Source organism: Sinisalibacter aestuarii (assembly GCF_027923545.1).
GTDB classification, from domain to species: Bacteria; Pseudomonadota; Alphaproteobacteria; order Rhodobacterales; family Rhodobacteraceae; genus Sinisalibacter; species Sinisalibacter aestuarii.
On record NZ_BROH01000010.1, the window covers coordinates 1 to 18,294 of the forward strand.

The 18,294-nt window shown below is 67.1% G+C and carries 18 protein-coding genes; 5 read left to right on the plus strand and 13 right to left on the minus strand.

From position 1 onward, the window contains the following. From QMG28_RS15065 to QMG28_RS15095, 7 genes are all read right to left on the minus strand, one after another. Window positions 1-479 (minus strand): beta/alpha barrel domain-containing protein (locus QMG28_RS15065; RefSeq protein ID WP_491850071.1); only part of this gene is annotated, 479 nt, incomplete at its 3' end. A gap of 104 nt (window positions 480-583) precedes the next feature. Beyond that, entirely contained in the window at window positions 584-1,618 is a 1,035-nt protein-coding gene (lsrB, locus tag QMG28_RS15070; RefSeq protein ID WP_281843148.1) for an autoinducer 2 ABC transporter substrate-binding protein LsrB, read from the minus strand. 72 nt (window positions 1,619-1,690) lie between these two features. Then, window positions 1,691-2,749, minus strand: a complete 1,059-nt coding sequence (locus tag QMG28_RS15075) for an ABC transporter permease (RefSeq protein WP_281843149.1) — start codon at window positions 2,747-2,749, stop codon at window positions 1,691-1,693. After that, window positions 2,746-3,765 carry an ABC transporter permease subunit gene (locus tag QMG28_RS15080; RefSeq protein WP_281843150.1) on the minus strand — a complete coding sequence of 340 codons (1,020 nt, stop codon included), beginning with the start codon at window positions 3,763-3,765 and terminating at the stop codon, window positions 2,746-2,748. The genes QMG28_RS15075 and QMG28_RS15080 overlap by 4 nt, the downstream gene beginning before the upstream one ends. Next, on the minus strand, window positions 3,762-5,270 hold the full coding sequence (locus tag QMG28_RS15085) for a sugar ABC transporter ATP-binding protein (protein WP_281843151.1): 1,509 nt from the start codon (window positions 5,268-5,270) through the stop codon (window positions 3,762-3,764). The genes QMG28_RS15080 and QMG28_RS15085 overlap by 4 nt, the downstream gene beginning before the upstream one ends. Further along, a complete protein-coding gene (locus tag QMG28_RS15090) occupies window positions 5,260-6,000 on the minus strand; it encodes a ribulose-phosphate 3-epimerase (RefSeq protein WP_281843152.1) in 741 nt (246 codons plus the stop codon). Before QMG28_RS15090 ends, QMG28_RS15085 begins: the two co-directional genes overlap by 11 nt. Beyond that, the gene (locus QMG28_RS15095) at window positions 5,975-6,295 is read right to left on the minus strand and encodes an antibiotic biosynthesis monooxygenase (RefSeq protein ID WP_281843153.1); all 321 of its coding nucleotides are present in this window, start codon (window positions 6,293-6,295) and stop codon (window positions 5,975-5,977) included. Before QMG28_RS15095 ends, QMG28_RS15090 begins: the two co-directional genes overlap by 26 nt. Before the next feature lie 211 nt (window positions 6,296-6,506). Between QMG28_RS15095 and QMG28_RS15100 the strand changes: the two genes are divergently transcribed. After that, the gene (locus tag QMG28_RS15100; RefSeq protein ID WP_281843154.1) at window positions 6,507-7,457 is read left to right on the plus strand and encodes a sugar-binding transcriptional regulator; all 951 of its coding nucleotides are present in this window, start codon (window positions 6,507-6,509) and stop codon (window positions 7,455-7,457) included. Beyond that, window positions 7,454-9,019, plus strand: coding sequence for an autoinducer-2 kinase (gene lsrK / locus QMG28_RS15105; RefSeq protein ID WP_281843155.1), 1,566 nt, complete (start codon window positions 7,454-7,456; stop codon window positions 9,017-9,019). Before QMG28_RS15100 ends, lsrK begins: the two co-directional genes overlap by 4 nt. Before the next feature lie 3 nt (window positions 9,020-9,022). On the opposite strand, the gene QMG28_RS15110 is transcribed toward lsrK, so the two are convergent. Continuing rightward, a complete protein-coding gene (locus QMG28_RS15110) occupies window positions 9,023-9,457 on the minus strand; it encodes an RrF2 family transcriptional regulator (RefSeq protein WP_281843156.1) in 435 nt (144 codons plus the stop codon). Window positions 9,458-9,583: 126 nt separating this feature from the next. Here QMG28_RS15110 and QMG28_RS15115 point away from each other — a divergent pair, with 126 nt between their 5' ends. Further along, the gene (locus QMG28_RS15115) at window positions 9,584-9,949 is read left to right on the plus strand and encodes a TusE/DsrC/DsvC family sulfur relay protein (protein WP_281843157.1); all 366 of its coding nucleotides are present in this window, start codon (window positions 9,584-9,586) and stop codon (window positions 9,947-9,949) included. Here QMG28_RS15115 and QMG28_RS15120 read toward each other — a convergent pair. From QMG28_RS15120 to QMG28_RS15135, 4 genes are read right to left on the minus strand one after another with little or no spacing between them, the layout of a single operon-like run. After that, window positions 9,946-13,062 carry an efflux RND transporter permease subunit gene (locus tag QMG28_RS15120; protein ID WP_281843158.1) on the minus strand — a complete coding sequence of 1,039 codons (3,117 nt, stop codon included), beginning with the start codon at window positions 13,060-13,062 and terminating at the stop codon, window positions 9,946-9,948. The two genes, QMG28_RS15115 and QMG28_RS15120, sit on opposite strands and share 4 nt — an antisense overlap. Next, window positions 13,059-14,408: an efflux RND transporter periplasmic adaptor subunit gene (locus tag QMG28_RS15125; protein WP_281843159.1), complete on the minus strand. Its 1,350-nt coding sequence runs from the start codon at window positions 14,406-14,408 to the stop codon at window positions 13,059-13,061. The genes QMG28_RS15120 and QMG28_RS15125 overlap by 4 nt, the downstream gene beginning before the upstream one ends. Continuing rightward, window positions 14,408-15,007: a TetR/AcrR family transcriptional regulator gene (locus QMG28_RS15130; protein WP_281843160.1), complete on the minus strand. Its 600-nt coding sequence runs from the start codon at window positions 15,005-15,007 to the stop codon at window positions 14,408-14,410. The genes QMG28_RS15125 and QMG28_RS15130 overlap by 1 nt, the downstream gene beginning before the upstream one ends. Then, window positions 15,004-15,402 (minus strand): hypothetical protein, encoded by a 399-nt coding sequence (locus QMG28_RS15135; protein WP_281843161.1) that lies wholly within the window; start codon window positions 15,400-15,402, stop codon window positions 15,004-15,006. The genes QMG28_RS15130 and QMG28_RS15135 overlap by 4 nt, the downstream gene beginning before the upstream one ends. Window positions 15,403-15,575: 173 nt before the next feature. Here QMG28_RS15135 and QMG28_RS15140 point away from each other — a divergent pair, with 173 nt between their 5' ends. Continuing rightward, the gene (locus QMG28_RS15140) at window positions 15,576-15,857 is read left to right on the plus strand and encodes a class I SAM-dependent methyltransferase (RefSeq protein WP_281843162.1); all 282 of its coding nucleotides are present in this window, start codon (window positions 15,576-15,578) and stop codon (window positions 15,855-15,857) included. A 230-nt stretch (window positions 15,858-16,087) separates the two neighbouring features. Beyond that, window positions 16,088-17,326 (plus strand): NnrS family protein, encoded by a 1,239-nt coding sequence (locus tag QMG28_RS15145; RefSeq protein WP_281843163.1) that lies wholly within the window; start codon window positions 16,088-16,090, stop codon window positions 17,324-17,326. Between the two features lie 229 nt (window positions 17,327-17,555). Here the strand turns inward: QMG28_RS15145 and QMG28_RS15150 are convergent, their stop codons facing one another. Further along, complete coding sequence (locus QMG28_RS15150) at window positions 17,556-18,257, minus strand: Crp/Fnr family transcriptional regulator (protein WP_281843164.1); 702 nt, start codon at window positions 18,255-18,257, stop codon at window positions 17,556-17,558. Window positions 18,258-18,294 lie beyond the last annotated feature (37 nt).

An 18,294-nucleotide genomic window follows, 5' to 3' on the forward strand; every position in this document is an offset into this window, starting at 1 on the left:
ATCAGCTTGATCACGTTCCTGATCGACTGGTGCTCGTATTCCGCCCCGATATAGACCTGCGCCGCCATCGCCGCCGCGTTCATCCGCAGCCCGTCCTCGATATCCACCGCGACCGTCTCGTTCGACAACTCGCCAAGGATCGAATTGCCCCCCGAGGCGCGCAGAACCAGCGGCTTCTGCGTCGCCGGCGAGATCGACGAGCGCATCACCCCCCGCGTCGCCATCAGCACATCGGCATATTCCGCAAGCGGCGCGATGTTCAGGTCGATCCGCTCAAGCCCCGTCGTCGGGCCCTGAAAATAGCCGTGGTCGAAGGCCAGCATCACCGTCCGCCCCGTCTTCGGATTGAAGATCCGGCTCAGCCGGTTCTTCATCCCCCAGTCCAGATGCGCGCTGCCCTTCAGAAAAAAGCCATGCCCGTCCGCAGGCCGGTCCAGTCCAAAATCCTTGCCGTCCTTGATGTCGTCTAAATCCGCCATCTTGTGTCCTTTCTCTAGAGCAACGGTGAAACCGACGCGAAACGCGCCGGCCGCAAATGGGGTGCCCGCCGCGGGTCAGGCGCGGCGGGCTGGGAGGTCACTGCTCAGAAATCGAAATTGTCGATATTCTCAGCGGTGAACACGGTCCGTTCCGGCAGCAGGATGATGCCGTTGTTTTCGGCTTCGTAATCGTAGCCCTGCACCGAGTTCGGGCTGACTTCGACAGTGCCGATGCCGGGAACCTCGATCTGATCGCCGACATTCCAGCTCGCGCCTTTCACCAGCTCGTTGGCAACGAAGACCGAGAGCTTGCCCTGCACGACCACGTCCCACAGGCCGAACTGGCCGACGGTGCCGGATTTCACGTATTGCCGCATGGTGTTCGGCGTCGAGAAGCCGGTGACGATGATCTTGCCGGCAAGGCCGAGGTTTTCAGCCGCCTGAGCCGAACCCGGCAGCGCATTGGCGTCGGGGCAGATGATCGCGTCGAGATCGGGGTAGGTCTGATAGAGCGCGGTCGGCACCTGCACGGCTTTCTGGGCGTCCTGGTTGGAGAACTCGGTCGCCACGATTTCCCAGCTCGGATATTGCTCGGCGATGATCGCCTTGGCGACTTCAGCCCACTGGTTCTGGTCGGTCACGGTCGGCGACGAATAGTGGAAGGCCACTTTCTTCGGCGCGGTCGGATCGTCCATCTGGTCGGCCGTCATCTGCACCAGAAGCGCGCCAAGCTGTTCGGCGGTGCCCTGGTTGATGTAGTAGGAGCGGCATTCCGGGTTCACGTCCGAATCCCAGGTCAGCACTTTCACGCCCTTTTCCTGCGCGCGGTTCAGCGCTTCGCACAGACCGTCCGGCGAGAGCGACGAGATCGCGATCGCGTTGTAGCCCTGGTTGACGAAGTTGTTGATAAACTCGACCTGGCCCGACACCGAGGCTTCAGACGGGCCATCGTATTTCACTTCGATGCCAAGCTCTTCGCCCATGGCCATCGCGCCCTTGCCGCCGGATTCGAAGAAGCCGACGCCGGTCAGTTTGGGAATGAACGCAACGCGCGCGTCCTGCGCTATGGCGGTGCCCGCCGACAGACCAATGGTCAGGGCCGCCGCGGCCAAACCGATCATTCTGGTTCCGAGTTTCATTGTGGTTCCTCCACTTGAGTTAATCGTTGTTGCCGGGCCGTTTCCCGGCCTTCTCTCGCGGGCAGCCGGTGCTCACCCGCCGTTTTGTGTCATGGCCATCCGTTCGGTCTCGTATGCCGCCCGGTTGGCGCGTCTGGTGTTGAGGTTGGACATGCCGATCTTCAGCGCCACGGTGCCGATGAGCACGGCGCCGACGATGACCGGGACCACATCCGAGGTGATGCCGAGGGCAAGCAGGCCCTGGCGCAGATAGCCGAGCACGAGGCCGGCGAGGAAGGTGCCGAGCACCGAGCCCTGGCCGCCATAGATCGACGATCCGCCAAGCACCACCGCGGTGATGATGTTGAGCAGCGCCTCGGCCCCGAGGTCGGAGCGGGCATTGGTGAAATAGGCGGTCAGCACCAGCCCGGCGGCGGCAGCGGCGAACCCGTTCAGCGCGTAGACCGTCACCAGCGTCCGCTTGACCGGCACGCCGGTGAAGCGCGCCACATCCATGCTCACGCCGATCAGGTAGAGAAAGCGGCCAAACCGGGTGCGGTGCATCAGCCAGGTGGCGACGGCGGCGATCACCGCTGTCACGATCAGGGGCATCGGCACCCAGCCGATCCCGCCGGTGCCGATCCAGGTGAAGCTTTTCGGCAGCCCGGTGATGCCCTCGTATTGATAGGCCTCGAAGCCGCCCGCCCCGGCCACGCTGAAACCCATCATGTCGAGCAGCGTCGGCAGGCCGGTGGCGACACCGGCATAGAAGAACAGCATGGCCAGCGTGATGACGAGCGGGTTCACATCCGTCTCGGCGATCACCGTGCCGTTGAAGGCCCCGGCAAGCGCGCCCACGCCCAGCGCCAGCACCACGGCCAGCCCGATCGGCACACCGGCGACGAAGGCCAGCCCCAGCACGATCGAGGCAAGCCCCATGATCGACACGCCGGAAATGTCGATACCGCCGGTCATGATCACCAGGGTGAGGCCCACCGCGGCGATGATCACGTGCACGAAATCGCTGGTCGAGAACAGCAGGTTCTCGATGTTGAGGAAGGCGGGGTTGATCAGGCCGAGCACCACCAGTTCGAGCACCAGCGCGACGGCGAGCATGAATTCCCAGCTCTTGTACCAGGTTGCGGATTTCATGAGCGCGCCTCCATCGGCTGGCCAGGCTCGGCATCCTGCTCGGCGCGGCGCATTTCGGCGGCGCGCGCGGCGAGCTGGCGGTTGCGCACGGTGCGGCGGATCAGATAGTCGAAGACCACGACGGCGAGCAGCACCGCCCCGGCCACGGCGTTGTTCCACGAGCCCGGCACCTTGAGGAAAATCATCATCGAATCGACCGCCGTCAGGAACAGCGCGCCGATGACCGCCGACCAGATCGAGCCGGTGCCGCCCATCAGGCTCACCCCGCCCAGCACCACGGCGGCGATGGCCTTGAGTTCCTGGCCATTGCCCGTCTGCATCGGAACAAAGCCGATCTGGCCGACGAAGACGATAGCCGCCGCACCGGCGAAGACACCCGAGAGCGAAAACGCGGCGATCCGGGTGGCGGTGACGTTGATGCCGAGCAGATAGGCGCCATCGGCATTGTCGCCCACCGCATAGAAGTTGCGCGCCGGTTTGATCTTCCACAGCAGAACGGCGACGACGATCACCAGAATGGCCACGGCCCAGACCATCAGCGGCACGTTGAGATAGCGGGTGACGGCGAAGGACTTGATGCTTTGCGGGATCGACTCGATCCAGCTTCCGCCGGTCAGCACCCGCATGAAGCCGCGATAGGCCCCCAGCGTGCCCAGCGTCATGATGATCGGCGGAATGCCGATGATCGCCACGCCGATCCCGTTGATGAAGCCGCCGACAAAGCCGGTGAGCAGCGCCAGCAGCATGGAAAGCGGAAGCGGAATTCCGGCATTCAGCGCAAAGCCGAAGATCACCGCGGCGAGGCCCGCAATCGCGCCCACCGACACGTCGATGCCGCGGGTCTGGACCACGAACATCTGGCCGATGGCGATCAGCATCAGGAACAGCGAGGAGTTGACGATGTTGATCAGCGTGAACGGGTAGAGCACGGCCTTGTTGACCGTGGCGACGGAGAGGATCATCACGATCAGAAGGACGAGAACGAGGAACTCGCGGCTCTTGAAGATCTTCATCATGCCGAAACACCCCCGTGAACGTCGAAGGTGGCGGCGGAGATCTGATCCACGCCGCAGGCGCCCCCGGCCAGCTCGGTCAGGCGGCCACGCTTCATGATCATCACCCGGTCGCTCACCTCGGCGATCTCGCCCACTTCGGACGAGATCACCACGACGCCGACGCCGTTCGCGGTCAGATCGCGGATGATGCGGTAGACGTCCTGGCGCGCGCGGGCGTCGATGCCGCGGGTCGGTTCGTCGAGGATGATGACGCGCGGCTCGGGGGCCAGCGTCTTGGCCAGCACGATCTTTTGCTGGTTGCCGCCCGAAAGCGTGCGCGCCACCTGCCCGGCGGAGGAAACCTTGATCCGCAGCCGGTCGATGAAGCTGTGCGCCAGATCGCGCTCGGCGCGGTGCGACATGTAGCGCGCGCCGCGCAGCGAAAGCAGCGAAGCCGAAATGGTCTGCCCGCAACCCGCTTCAAGAAAGATGCCATGAGCATGGCGGTCTTCCGGCACATAGGCCAGGCCCATTTCCTGGCTGATCTGCGGCGAACGTTTCGGCGCCGGTTGGCCGGCGATGATCACCTCGCCGGTGGCATCGGTGTCGATGCCGTAGATCGCTTCGGCAAACTCGGTGCGCCCGGAGCCGACCACGCCGGAAATACCCACCACCTCGCCGGGATAGACCTTGAAGGTCACATCGCGGAAGGTCTGGCCGGACAGGCCGTTCACCTCCAGAACCGGCGCATCGTCATGTGCCTTGGCAGCCATTTCGGCGGCGGCGGCGGCGGGGGCTTTGAAATCCTCGGGCAGCATCGCGTCCACCAGCATCTCGGCGTTCAGCTCCGAGGCCGGGGCCGACAGCACGAAATGGCCGTCGCGCAGCACGCTGATCGTATCCGACAGCTCCAGCACCTCATTCAGCCGGTGCGAGATGAACAGAATGCCGATGCCCTGCGCGGTCAGCCGCGCGATCTGCCCGGCAAGGCTCGCCACCTCGCGCCGGGTGAGCGACGAGGTCGGCTCGTCGAGGATCAGCACCCGCGCATTGCGCATCAGCCCGCGCACGATCTCGACGAGCTGCTGATTGGCAATCGAAAGCTCGCCGCCCGGCGCGGTGAAATCCACGTTCAGCCCGATCTCGCCCGCCAGGTCCCGCGCCTTCTGCTCGTTCGCGGCCACATCGCCGGCAAGCCCGGTGGTGAGGTTCTCCATGATCGAGAGGTTCGGAAAGATATGCGGCTCCTGCGGCACCATGTAGATGCCTTTGGCATGGGCCTCGGAGGGGCGCGAAAGCACCGCGGCCACGCCACCGATCTCGATGGTTCCGGCGGTGGGCTGATAGGCGCCCGAGATGATCTTGACGATGGTCGACTTGCCCGAGCCGTTGCCGCCCAGAAGGGCATGGACCTGGCCGGGGTGAATCTCGAAGTCGATGCCGCGCAGCACGGTCACGCTCTCGAACAGCTTCCAGATGCCGCGCAGCGCCACGAGGGGCGTGGTTTTTGCAGTGTCAGCCGGCATGGGCGGCCTCCATGGCGGCGCTCAGATGCCCAAAGGCGGCGGCAGGATCGGACGCGCCGAAGATCGCGCTGCCCGATACGATCAGATCGGCGCCGGACGCGGCAGCGGTGTCGATGGTGGCGGCGGTAACCCCGCCGTCGATCGCCATCACCGGGCGCGCCGGCGCGGCCATCGCGGCAATCGCGCGCAGCCGCTCGCCGGCGCGCTCCAGATCGGCGGGCGCGCCGTCGCGCGGATCGAGCGCGAGGACAAGGATCAGATCGGGCCCGAGCGCGAGCAGCGGCGCAAGCGCCTCCGGCGGCGTGCCCGGCATCACGCCCAGCCCGGCCAGGATCGGCCGGCCAAGCCGCGACGAGGCCGCGCGCACCGCCAGCAGCGCCTCTTCGGCGGTGGGCGCCTCGGCATGAACAGTGATGATGTCGGCACCGGCATCGGCAAAGCCGTCCACATGGGCGGCGGGATCGGCGACCATCAGATGCACATCGCGCAGCATCCCCGCTCCCAGCGCCTTCACAAAGCCGGGGCCGCCGGTGAGGCCGGGGACGAAAACGCCATCCATCACGTCGAAATGCAGCACCTTGCCGCCATAGCCCTGCAGCGCCGCAACGGCACCTTCGAGTTGCCCGAGGGGCGCGGCGAAAATGCCGGCGCTGATGCCGCGGCAGCGGTTACGGAGGCTGTCGGTCGACACGTTGGTCATCGGCTTACGCTCCGGCCAGGGCCGCCGCATGATCGGGCATGACCATGCGGAAATAATCCTTCTCGCGGGTGCCCGTCGTCATCAGCTCGGCGAGGCCCTCCACGGTCTTCCTGTAATGTTCGGTCTTGCGGTGTTCATCCACGGCGGCCTCGCTCTCGAAGGCTTCGTAGATCACGAAGTGATGGTCGTCTTCGGGGTCCTGCAGCACGTCGAAGCGGTAATTGCCCGGCTCGGCGCGGGTGCCGTCGAAGTTCACCCGGAACACATCGAGAAAATCCTGGATCCGCCCCGGTTTGATCCTGATGTGGACGAGTTGCACAAACATCGGTCGCCTCCCCTTCCCGCAACGTCAACGCAACCTGGACCCGAGTCCGGTCACTGTTCATATGCTTCATCGAAAAACATTTGAACACACCTGTCAACAGAATTGCGTAGGAATGCGGCGATATGCCCGCCAAATCAGCAGGGTTTGTCTGAGTGTATTGACACACAGCCTTACAAATGATCGTATCCCGGCGAATGACCGAGATCCGACCATGACCCAGCAATTCCGGACCGAAGAGCTGCCCGATACCGACGAGATCGAGCAGATCACCCGCGCCGCCTGGCACTATTACAACGATGGGCTGACACAGAATCAGATCGCCGAAATCCTCGGGGTCTCACGCATCAAGGTCTCGCGCCTGCTCGAAAAGGGCCGCCAGACCGGCCTGATCGAACTGCGGATCAATTCCCCCTATGGCGGCTGCCTGACGCTGCAGCAGGAACTGGCCGACGCGTTCGGCCTGGCCGATGCGCGGGTGGTGCCGGCCTTCGACGAAGCGCCGGTCACGCCCCGGATCGGGCGGGCGGCGGCGAGCTTTCTGGTGCAGAAGCTCGAGCCGAACGACCTGCTCGCCATCGGCTGGGGCGAGGCGACGACCAGCACCCTGCGCTACATGGCCCCGGTCTTTCCCAACAGCAACATTTCGCTGGTCAGCCTCACCGGCGGCGTCTCGGCCTATATCGGCAATACCGGGCTCTACGGGCCGCAGAACAACGCCCATCTGATCCCCACGCCGCTGCGCGTCTCGTCGCCGGAACTGGCCGAGATGCTGCGCATCGAACCCTATGTGCGCCATGTGCTCGACATGGCCGCCACCGCCCGGATCGCGCTGATCGGCGTCGGCTCGGTGTCGAACACCGCCACGCTGGTGCGCTACGGCTATTGCACCAGCGCCGAGGTGGAGCTGTTCGCCCGGCGCGGCGCGGTGGGCGATGTGCTGGGCTACTTCTACGATGCCGACGGCCATATCCTCGATCTCGACCTGCACCGTCATGTCGTCGCGGTGCGGCCGGACGATATGCGCCGGATTCCCAACGTCGCCGCCGCTGCCGCCGGCCCGCAGAAGATCGAGGCCATCCTCGGGCTGCTGCGCGGGCGGCTGGCCAACATCCTGGTGACCGACGAAACAACGGCACGGGAGCTTTTGAGGAGGAAGGGATGAGCACGCATCTGCTTGTTCTCGACGCGGGCACCGGAAGCGTCCGCGCCGTGGTGTTCGACCGTGACGGCCGCCAGATCGGCGTGAGCCAGGAGGAATGGACGCATCTGCCCGAAGCGGGCGTGCCCGGCTCGATGGCCTTCGACGTGGCGGGCGGTTGGGCACGGGTGAAGCGGGTCATCGCCGGGGCGCTCAAGGCTTGCGGGCTGACCGGCAAGGATATCGCCGCGATCAGCTCGACCTCGATGCGCGAGGCGATCGTGCTCTATGGCGATGACGGGCGCGAGGTCTGGGCCTGCGCCAATGTCGACAGCCGCGCCTCGGCGGAGGTGGCGGAGCTGCGCACGCGCTCGGCGGATTACGAGCGCCGCTTCTACGAGGTGAGCGGCGAGACCTTCGCGCTCGGCGCCCTGCCCCGGCTGACATGGCTGCAAAAGCACCGGCCCGACCTGTTTGCGCAGGTCCGCTCGATCTCGATGGTGAATGACTGGATCGCCGCGCGGATGACCGGCGAAATCACCGTCGAGCCCACCAACGGCTCGACCAACGGGCTGATGGACCTCGCCCGGCGCGACTGGTCGGACGAGCTGATCTCGCTGGCCGGGCTGGACCGGGCGATGTTCCCCCGCGTGGTGGAGCCGGGCACGGCGATCGGCACCGTCACCCGCGCGGCGGCGGACGAGACCGGGCTTGCCGAGGGCACGCCGGTGGTGGCGGGCGGCGGCGACGTGCAGCTTGGCTCGGTCGGGCTCGGCGTGCTGGATCTGGGCGATGCGGCGGTGCTCGGCGGCACCTTCTGGCAGCAGGTGGTCAACATCCCGCCCGGCTCGGTCGACAAGACGATGCGGCTGCGCGTCAATTCCGCCGCCGTGCCGCAGATGAACCAGGCCGAGGCGATCAGCTTCTTCGTCGGCCTCACCGCGCGCTGGTTCCGCGATGCCTTCTGCCAGGAGGAAATCCGCAAGGCCGCTGAGCAGGGCCGCGATGCCTATGAGCTGATGGAAGACCTCGCAATGGAAGTGCCCGCGGGCGCACACGGGATTATCCCGGTGTTTTCCGACGCGATGGATTTCGGCAACTGGTATCACGCCGCGCCCTCGTTCCTGAACCTCTCGATTGATCCCGCCATCGCCAACAAGGGCTCGATGTTCCGCGCGATCCAGGAAAACGCCGCCATCGTCGCCGCGATCAACCTCGCGCGGGTCGAGGAATTCGCCGGCGTCGGCGGCTCCGGCGCGCTGATCCTTGCCGGCGGCGCCTCCAAGGGGCGGCTCTGGCCGCAGATCGTGGCCGATGTGACCGGACGGCAGATCCGCATCCCCAGGGTGCGCGAGGCCACGGCGCTTGGCGGCGCGGCGGCGGCGGCCACCGGCATCGGCCAGTTCGCCAACCTGCCCGAAGCGGGCCGCACCTTCGTGGAATGGGACCGCACGGTGGAGCCGAACCCGGCCAACCGTGGGGTTTACGACGAGGCGCGGGAGCGCTGGCAGGTGGCCTATGCGGCACAGAAGGCGCTGGTGGATGAGGGCGTCACCACCTCGATGTGGCGCGCGCCCGGCACCTGATCTCTAAGGCGCAGCAAGGTCCTGCCCCACCCGCGCTGGCGGCAGCGCGCAATCGGCCAGCGTCGAGCGGTCGAGGTCGCGCAGAAAGGCCTCGCGGGCCGCGTTGAGGCGTGTCTTCAGCCCGCAGGCGCCGTTCAGCACGCAGGCCCCGCCATCGGCGCGGAAGCATTCCACCAGCGCCGAGCGCGCCTCCAGCACCCGCACGATCTCGCCAAGGCCGATCTGATCGGGGGGCCGGGCCAGCCGGAAGCCGCCATTGGCGCCGCGCTGGGTCACGACGATCCCGGCCGCTGAAAGTTCCTGCACGATTTTCTTCAGATGGTTGCGTGAAATGCCGAAGGCCCCGGCGATCTCGTCGGTGGTAAACAGCCGCGCCGGCTCCGCCGCAAGCTGCATCAGGGCCCGCAGGCCATAATCGGTGAAGGAAGTCAAACGCATCTGTTCTGTCCGTATTGGATGTTGGCAAGACCCGGTGATGCGTGTAAACAGGTATTCACAATACCTCTTTATGAGGCCGAAGGCAACGCCCCGCCGCGGCCGGGTGCGCCAAGGGAGGACAGCGCGATGAGAACCCGCCCCGACAAGCTGACGACGCAAGTGATCGCCGGACATTCGATCCTGCGCGACGAGGCCGGCTACCTGGTGGACCCCGAGATGTGGACGGAGGATATCGCCCGCCAGTTCGCCGACGAGGAGGGCGTAGCGCTGAACGACGAGCACTGGGCCGTGATCCGCTTCATGCGCGACTATCTCGACGAGCACGGCATCGCGGCGGATGCCCGCTTTGCCTTCCGCTTCCTCGCTTCCCGCCACAAGACCGATGTGTCCGGCGGACGGGCGCGGTTCTTCGCGCTGTTCCCCTATGGCTACGTGAAACAGGCCTGCAAGATTGCGGGCATGCGCCAGCCGCGCGCCTGGAGCACCGGCTAGGCCCCCTCCGGCGATGCCGAAAGGCGGTCCGGCGCGGGCTCCGACAGGGTCGTCAGTCCGAAATCGTCGAGGATGGCGAAAACGGCGGGCAGCACGAGGATCACCACGAGCGATGCCGCGATCAGGCCAAAGACCAGGCTCGCCACCAGCGGCACAAGAATCTGCGCCTGCAGGCTCGTCTCGGTGAGAATCGGGATCAGGCCGGCGACGGTGGTGGTCGTCGTCAGGAACATCGCCCGGAACCGCGCCCGCACCGCGCGCGACGCCGCCCCGGTCACCCCGCCCGGTCCGGCCGCATATTCGTGCTTGATGAAATCGACCAGCAGGATCGAGTTGTTCACCACCACGCCCGCAAGCGCGACATAGCCCAGCAATGACGGCATCGAAAAATCGAGGCCCATCGCGATATGACCGAATATCGTGCCCGCGAGCGCGAACGGGATCACCAGCATCACCACGACCGGCTCATAATAGGAACGGAACTGGAAGCTCAGCAGCATGAATACCCCGACAAGGCCGATGGCGAACCCCTTCACCATCGACATCTGCGTGGTGGTCGCCTCGGCGCGCTGACCTTCGACGTCGAGCGCGATACCGGGGTAACGCTCCAGCAGGTCCGGCACGAAGCGCGCCAGGGTGTCGGAGACGATGGCATTGGCATTGGCAAGGCGGGTGTCGATGCTGCCCTGTACGGTCACCGTCCGCTCGCCGTCTTCACGGTTGATCCGCGCCACGCCACGCCCGGTCTCGACCGTGGCGACCACGGGAAGCGGAACCGCCGAACCATCGGGCCGGGTGACGACGAAATCGTCAAAGCTGCGCATCCGGGCGGCGGCATCCTCGGCGAACTGCGCCGTCACCTCGACAGACCGGCCGTCCACCTGCATCTCGCTCACCGTCGTGCCGAACCAGGCGGCGCGCAGCTGGTCGGCGACCATCGCGGCGGTAACCCCCATCGGGCCGGCCGCCTCGGTGAGCGTCACCCGAAGCTCGGTCTTGCCCGGGCGCAGATCGTCCAGCACGGAGGTAACGCCGTCATAGCCCGCCAGCCAGTCGGTCAGCTCCGCGCCCGCCGCTTTCAGCGCCCCAAGATCGTCGCCCTTGAGCCGCATATCGAGCGCGATGCCGGCAGGGCCGATGGTGCTCTCGGCATAGGTCAGGTTGAGCACATCGGGCACCTGGCCAACCGCGCCGCGCCATGCTTCCATGATCGGATCGGGCCGCAGATTGCGCACGGACGAGGCCAGCAGATCGACCGACACGGTGGCCAGATGCGGACCGGCCTCAAACGAGTCGCGGTTCACCCCATAGCTGACCGTCACCCCCTGCACCAGCGCGGCGCCGCCGGGTTGCGGCGCCCCGGCATTTACCTGATCGAGCCCCGCCAGAAGCCTGGCCACCACCTCTTCGGTCCGCCCGATCGGTGTGCCCTGCGGCAGCAGAACGCGCGCTTCGATCACATCGCCATCGAGCTCGGGAAAAGCGGTGAATTTCAGCGTGCCCCCGGCGAGCTGGGCAACGGCCACCAGCAGGATCGTCACGCTGATCCCCACCACCGCGTAGCGGGCGCGGATCACCTTGTCGGCCAGCGCCCCCGTCCAGGCCGTCAGGCGGTCCACCCCGGCATCGACCCGCGCGGCAAGCCAGCCGGAGCGTTTGCCGTCGAGGCTGTGCAGCAGGTGATGCGGCAGGATCAGAAAGGCTTCGACCAGCGACACGGTGAGCACGAACAGCATCACCGCCGGCACCACCCGAAGCACGGCGCCGAGATCGCCCTTCAGGAAGGCGAGCGAGCCGAAGATCATCGCCGTGGTGGCGAAAGAGGCCAGAACGTTGGGAAAGACCTGCTTCGCCCCGGCCACCGCCGCATCGAGCGCCGCAACGCCCCGCTCGCGGTGACGCGCGATATTCTCCGAGATCACGATCGCATCGTCCATCAACAGCCCGATGACGATCAGCAGGCCGATCGTGGTCATCAGGTTCAGCGAATAGCCAAACAGCGCCATGATCGCGACACCACCCATGAAGGCCACGGGCAGCCCGGCAGCGACCCAGAAGGCAAAGCGCAACCCGAAGAACAGCCAGAGCACGGCAAAGACCAGCGCCAGGCCCTGTGCCCCGTTGACCACCACCAGCAACAGCCGCTCGCGGATCACCGTGGCGCCGTCCGAGGTGATATCGAGGGTCACGCCCGGTGGCGCAGCGGCGCGCTCGGCGTCGAGAAACAGGTTGAGCGCGTCAATCGTCTTCAGCGAATCCTCCGCCCGGGTCTTGGTGATGTCGAGCATTGCGGCGGGCCGGCCATTGTAGAAGATCGCGTCGTCGGCATTGGCATAGCTTTCGCTCACCCGCGCAATCTCGCCCAGCCGCACCTGCCCGCCCCCCGCCGAGGCGCGCACCACGATATCGGCGAGCGCGGCCGGATCGCGGCGCTCCTCTGCGACGCGGATCAGAAACGAGCCGGCCTCGGTGTCGATGCTGCCCGCCGGCATGTCGAGGCTCTCCGCCGCCACCGCGCGGGCCACATCCGACACCGAAATACCGTATTGGCGCAGGGCGGCGGGCCGCAATTCGATGCGCAGCTCCAGCGTGGGAAAGCCCCGGATCTCGACCATCGGAATGCCGCCCCAGCGCAGCATCCGGCTGCGCAGGTCTTCGGCATAGGCTTCCAGCGCGGGCCGGTCATCCGGCCCGGTGACCGCCACCGAAGCGACGAAATCGGTCAGCCCGAGCGGGCGCAGCTCGGGCGGTTCGGCCCGCGCGGGAAAATCCGTGATCGCCTCGACCTCGGCGGTCACTTCCGCGACGAAGCCCTGATAATCGGCCCCTTCGCGCATCCGCGCCACGCCGCGCGCAAGCCCTTCGCGGGATTCGCAGGCGCTGCTGTCGAGATCGGTCACCGCATCGAGGGCGGATTCGATCCGCTCGCAGATGCCGGCCTCCACGTCTTCAGGCCGGGCGCCGGGATAGGGCACCGATATCTCCACCTCCGTGGCCGCCGCGCGCGGAAAGGTTTCGCGCAGAAGCGTCGGGCCGGCGAGCAGGCCCGCGACGAGAAAGCCGATCATGAGCAGGTTCGCGATCGTCGGGTGGCCGGCAAAGAAGCGGATCATTTCACCGCCCCGATCCGGGCCGTCAGGGCGGCATCCTCGACCGGGTCGAGCAAGGCGCCCGGAATCGCCATCGGGATATCGCTCACCACCACGCGGGTGCCGGCCTCCAGCCCGGCGCCGATCACCGCCAGATCGTTCTGTACCAGCAGCGGGGTGACGCGGCGCTCTTCGAGGCGCTCGCCGTCACCGACAAGGTGCAGCCTGTCGCCGTCGAGCGCCGCGCGCGGCACGACAAACCCCGCCACCGGACGCCCGGTGATCGCCACTTCGACGAACATGCCCTTCGTCAGCGGCGGCTGCTCAGCCGGGACCGCGCCGGAATAGGCGCCCGAGACCTCGACGATAACCCCGAGCGTGCCGGTCTGAATGTCGATCGTATCGCTGACGCGCGCGACGCGGGCGGGCCAGACCAGCGGGCCATCGTCCATCGCCAGACGCACTTCGGCAGACAGGCCCAGCCCCTGCAGCACATCGGTCATGGTTGTCGGATCGGCGGCATAGGCCCCGGCCTCCGGGCCGGACAGGCGCAACAGCTCGCGCAGACGCGCCACCGGCACCTGCGCCTCGATCTCGGCGGTCTCGGTCTCGTCGAGCACCGCCGCCACTTCACCGGCCCGCAGATAGCGGCCAACCTCGACCGAAACGCTCGCCACCCGCGCCTCGAACGGCAGCGTGATCTCGGTGCGCGCGAGGTTGAGCCGGGCCGTCTCCAGCGCCGCGCGCGAAACCGCGATCTGCTCGTCCTGCACCGCGCGCTGGACCGGCAGAAGCGCCAGCGCGCTCTCGATGGATTGCACCTTCTGGCGCTGCGCCAGATGCGCGGCGCGGGCGGCATCGAGCCCGGCCTCCGGCAGCGCGCCGCTGGCGTTGAGCCGCTCGGCCCGGTCAAGCTCCGCCGCCTTCAGCGCCAATGTCTGCATTTCGATGTCGAGCGCCGCGCGCTGGTTGTCTTCCGACACCACAAGCTCGGTCAGCTTCGCCTCCGCCGCGCGGATATTGGCCTCGGACTGCGCCACGGCGAGCGCGTAATCCTCGTCCGCGATGCGCAGAAGCACGGCCCCGGCGGGCAGGATCGCACCGCGTTGCAGCGCCGGGTTGACCCAGGCCACCTGACCGCCGACCTGTGCGATGGCGTCGAAACTGCTGGCCGGCGTGACAAGGCCATAGCCGATCAGCACCGGCGACAGCGCCCCCTCGCGGGCCGTGACGACCCGCACCGCCGCGCGGCGTTCCTCCCGCGCGATTTGCGCCGGCGGCGCCTTGGTCTGGATCGTATAGGCGAGATAGCCCGCACCGGCCGCGATCAGCGGCAGGGTGACAAGAACGAGTTTCAGGCCGTTGCGCATCAGCTCTCGCTTTCCCGCGCGAAGGCGGCAATCTGAAGGTCGAGCAGGCGTTCGCCATCTTCGACGATGAGGTCGGGGTTGCGGCTCAGCAGAAGCCGCAGAACCAGGCTTTGCAGAACGCCCATGATCAGCGCGGCCAGGTCACGCGCGCTGATGTTGCGGCGCATCGCGCCTTCGGCCTGGGCCGCGTCGCACAGGCCGGTCAGCATTTTCTGAAACGCCGCCATGCGCGCCTGCATCGCCACGCGCACCACCGCATCGGCGCTGCCCGGATCGCGCGCCAGCATGATTTCGGGCAGCGCCGGCGTGCGCTGGATCAGCGCGAGATGGCCGAGCACCAGCGCGCGCAGCCGCTCCAGCGCCGGACCCGGCATCGCCTCGACCCGCGCCATGTTCGCCCCCACCTCCGCGCCGAGCCGGTCGGTGATCGCCGCCCAGAGATCGGCCTTGGAGCGGAAATGCCGATAGATCGCGGGCTGGGTCAGGCCAAGGCGTTCGGCAATGGCCACGGTGGTCACCCGGTTCGGCCCGCCTTCGAAGGCGAGCGCCAGCGCGGTATCGAGGATTTCGGCCTTGCGGCCCTGCGGATGGTCGGTCATTGGCGGGCCCTCACCGATGCGATTGCGGAAATAACCAGCCAGACGAGCGTGCGCAGGGCCAGCGCCCCGACGGTGCGCGGCTCGAAGGCGACGCCCTGCCAGACCTGCCAGCCAAACGCCACCGCCACGGCGGCGGTGGCGGCGGTGATCGCCCAGGCCAGCGGCACCGCCCAGCGCCGGGCCAGCCACAGCCCCGCCGCCGCGACAAGATAGGCGACGCCCGCAAACAGGTTGAACCACACGACGAAGGGCACGATGTCGCCCGCCCGCGCCCGCGCGGCGTCGGGGCCAAACAGAACGCCTGACGCGGCCACGAGCGTGGCAAGCCCGAAAATACCGGCGACACCCGCGAGGATGGCCGGCACGATCCCTGATCTGTTCTGTGCGTGGGTCACGGCTTGGCCTTTTTCTGAGCCGGGCAGCGGCGCGGCGGAGTGTTATATCAATATAACGTCTCTCAGACACCGTAGTTTGAGAAAAGTCAAGTCCGCGCCCCGGCCCACATGCTAAGCCCTGCCGGGAAACGACAAAACGACCGACGATGGAACGCGCGACACATCTCGACCAGATGAAAACGACCTTCGGGGCCGGCACCGTCTCCGAGGCGGAGCGGCAAAGCGCCGTGACCGGTCTGTTCGACCGGATCGCGCCGCGCTATGATCTGACAAGCTTCGGCACCCACCAGATAAGGAAGCGCCGCGTGGTGACATATGCCGGGGCGGCGAAGGCTGATCTATGCCGTGGTGGTGAGCTTCGTCGCGCTCCTGCTCATCGGTGGCGCGCATCTCGCGGCGCGGCGTGGGGCGCTGAAATCCGCGGCCTGAACCAGCCGCTCTTGCAGGATAGATAGCACGGGGCTCCGGTGGCGTGCGGTGACGAAGGGGGGGCCGCGCCCGTCTGAACCGACACACCGCGCGGGGGAGATGGAGAAACCCGCCGCGCGGGTGCCGTCCAGTCCGGAGTGGTCCCGTGCAAACCCAATCTTGCACAGCTTTCCCGCGCGACAATTGATTTTTGTCAAGCCAACCCACGCCGCGCCGCGCTATGATCGTGCCATGTCAGCGATGCAGGAGACGTGCAATGGCGAACGCGGGTGAGGCCGTTCGGCGGCTGTTCAGCGAAGGGTTTCGGATCTTCTTCCTGTTCGCGGGGCTGTTCGCCATCGCCGCGCTAGCCTGGTGGGAGCTTTACCTCGGCGTGCATTATACCGGCGGCTTCGTCACCGCGATCCCCTTCGCCATGCCGCCGCATGAATGGCACGCCCATGAACTCGTGTTCGGTTATGGCTCGGCGGCGCTCGGAGGCTTTCTGCTGACGGCGGTGCCAAGCTGGACGGGCGGCGGCGCGGCGCGGCACTGGTTCATCGCGGTCGCGGCCGCAGCCTGGTTTGCCGGGCGGCTGGCGCTGTGGGTATCGGGCGCGCTGCCCTGGTGGGGCGTGGCGCTGGCCGACCTCGCCTTCCTGCCGATCCTCTGGACCAAGGTGGCGCTCCTGCTCGTCAAGCGCCCGAAGCCGCAAAACGCGGTGTTTCTCATCTTCCTCAGCCTGTTCTGGCTGGCCAATCTCGCCACCCATCTCGGCTGGGCCGGATTGTGGGACGCGGGCGAGATCGACGGGCCGCGCGCCGGGCTGATGGCGCTGGCGGGCATGGTGCTGGTCATCGGTGGCCGCGTCACCCCCGCCTTCACCCGCAACGCCATGCACCGCGCCGGCACGCCCGAGGCCGCCCTGCCCCGTGACGCGGCAATCTTCACCCCGGTGATGATCGCCGCCGCCATGCTGCTGCCGCTCAGCGCGCTCCTGCTCCCCGGCACCGCACTGGCCGCGCTCGTGGCCATCGTGACGGGGGCCGGGCAGCTTTTGCGCCAGCGCCGCTGGGGCCTGCGCTTTGCCGCCCGCCAGCCGATCCTCGCCACGCTGCACCTCTCGGCGGCTCTGGTCGGGCTCGGGCTGATCGCGATCGGAGCGTCACGCTTCACCGCGCTCAGCGAGGTCGGTGCGCTGCATCTGCTGGGCATCGGCGGGATCGGCGGCATGACGCTGGCGATGATGTCGCGCGCCACGCTGGGCCATACCGGGCGGCCACTGGTGGCGCCGGGGCCGGTGGCGCTGGCCTATGCGCTGATCCCGGTGGCGGCGCTCCTGCGCATGGCCGCCTCGGAGCTCTCCGGCGCGTTCTATTTCCCCGCCACGCTGACTGCCGGTGCGCTCTGGATCTTCGCCTTCGGCCTCTACGTGGCGGGGATGGTGCCCGCCTTCCTCGGCCCAAGGGCCGACCGCGCACCGCTGACGCCCCCTGCCCGGACTGCGGCAGATTGACTTTTGTTAAGGACCGGCAGGCGCCCTGCGCCGAGACTTTTTTCGTGCACCGCCACGGCGGGGAGCTCTCCCGTGCGCCCCTGCGGGCGCCCGGCCCCGCCAATCCCGTCATATGGGCGGGCGGCGTCAGGTCCAGGCAACCGTCCCACTGAGGTCCGACAAGGACGGCGGCCGAGACGGGAAGGGAGCGGCGGTCACCGCTTCCTTCCACCCTGTCACGGCGCGAAGCTCAATCCCGGTGCCAGGATTCGGCCCGGTCGCGCTCGGCATAGGCGCGCAGCGCCTGCACATCCTCGATTTCAGCGAAATTCTGGCTCACCTGCACGCCCTGTTCCTTGAGCTTTGAAAAGGCCCGGCTCAGGCTTTCGGGCTTCATCCCGAGACGCCCGGCGATCAGCACCTTGTCATAGGGCAATTGCACCGAGCAGGGGCCGATATTCGTCTTGGTGAGATCAAGCAGAAAATCCGCCAGCCGCTGCGGCCCGGTCTGGGCCTTGAGCTGTTCGATCTGGGCCACGAGATGGTGCAGATGCGCATAGGTCGCGGTGAGCATCGAGATGGCCACTTCGGGGCTGTTATAGAGCTGTTTGCGCAACTCGTTGGCCTCGATCCGCATCACCGTCGCATCGGTCGCGGTGCCGGCGAAGACCGGATAGCGCGTGCCCTGCAGGGCGACGGCCTCGCCGAAGCTCTGCCCTTTGGTAAACACGCCCACCACCGCCTCCGAGCCGGAGGGGGCGATCCGATAGAGCTTGATCCAGCCGTCGATCACGATGTGGATCGCATCGGCAGGATCGTCCTGCGAAAAGATCGTCGCGCCACGCTCCCAATGCGTGACCGAGGCGCGCGCCAGCACCACCTCGACCACGGAATCAGGTGCGGTTGAAAGCAACGCGGCCTGCCGCGCGACCTCGATATATTCCCGTTTCATTCGGCAACTCGAAGTTTGGGTCCGTACAGACTTCGAT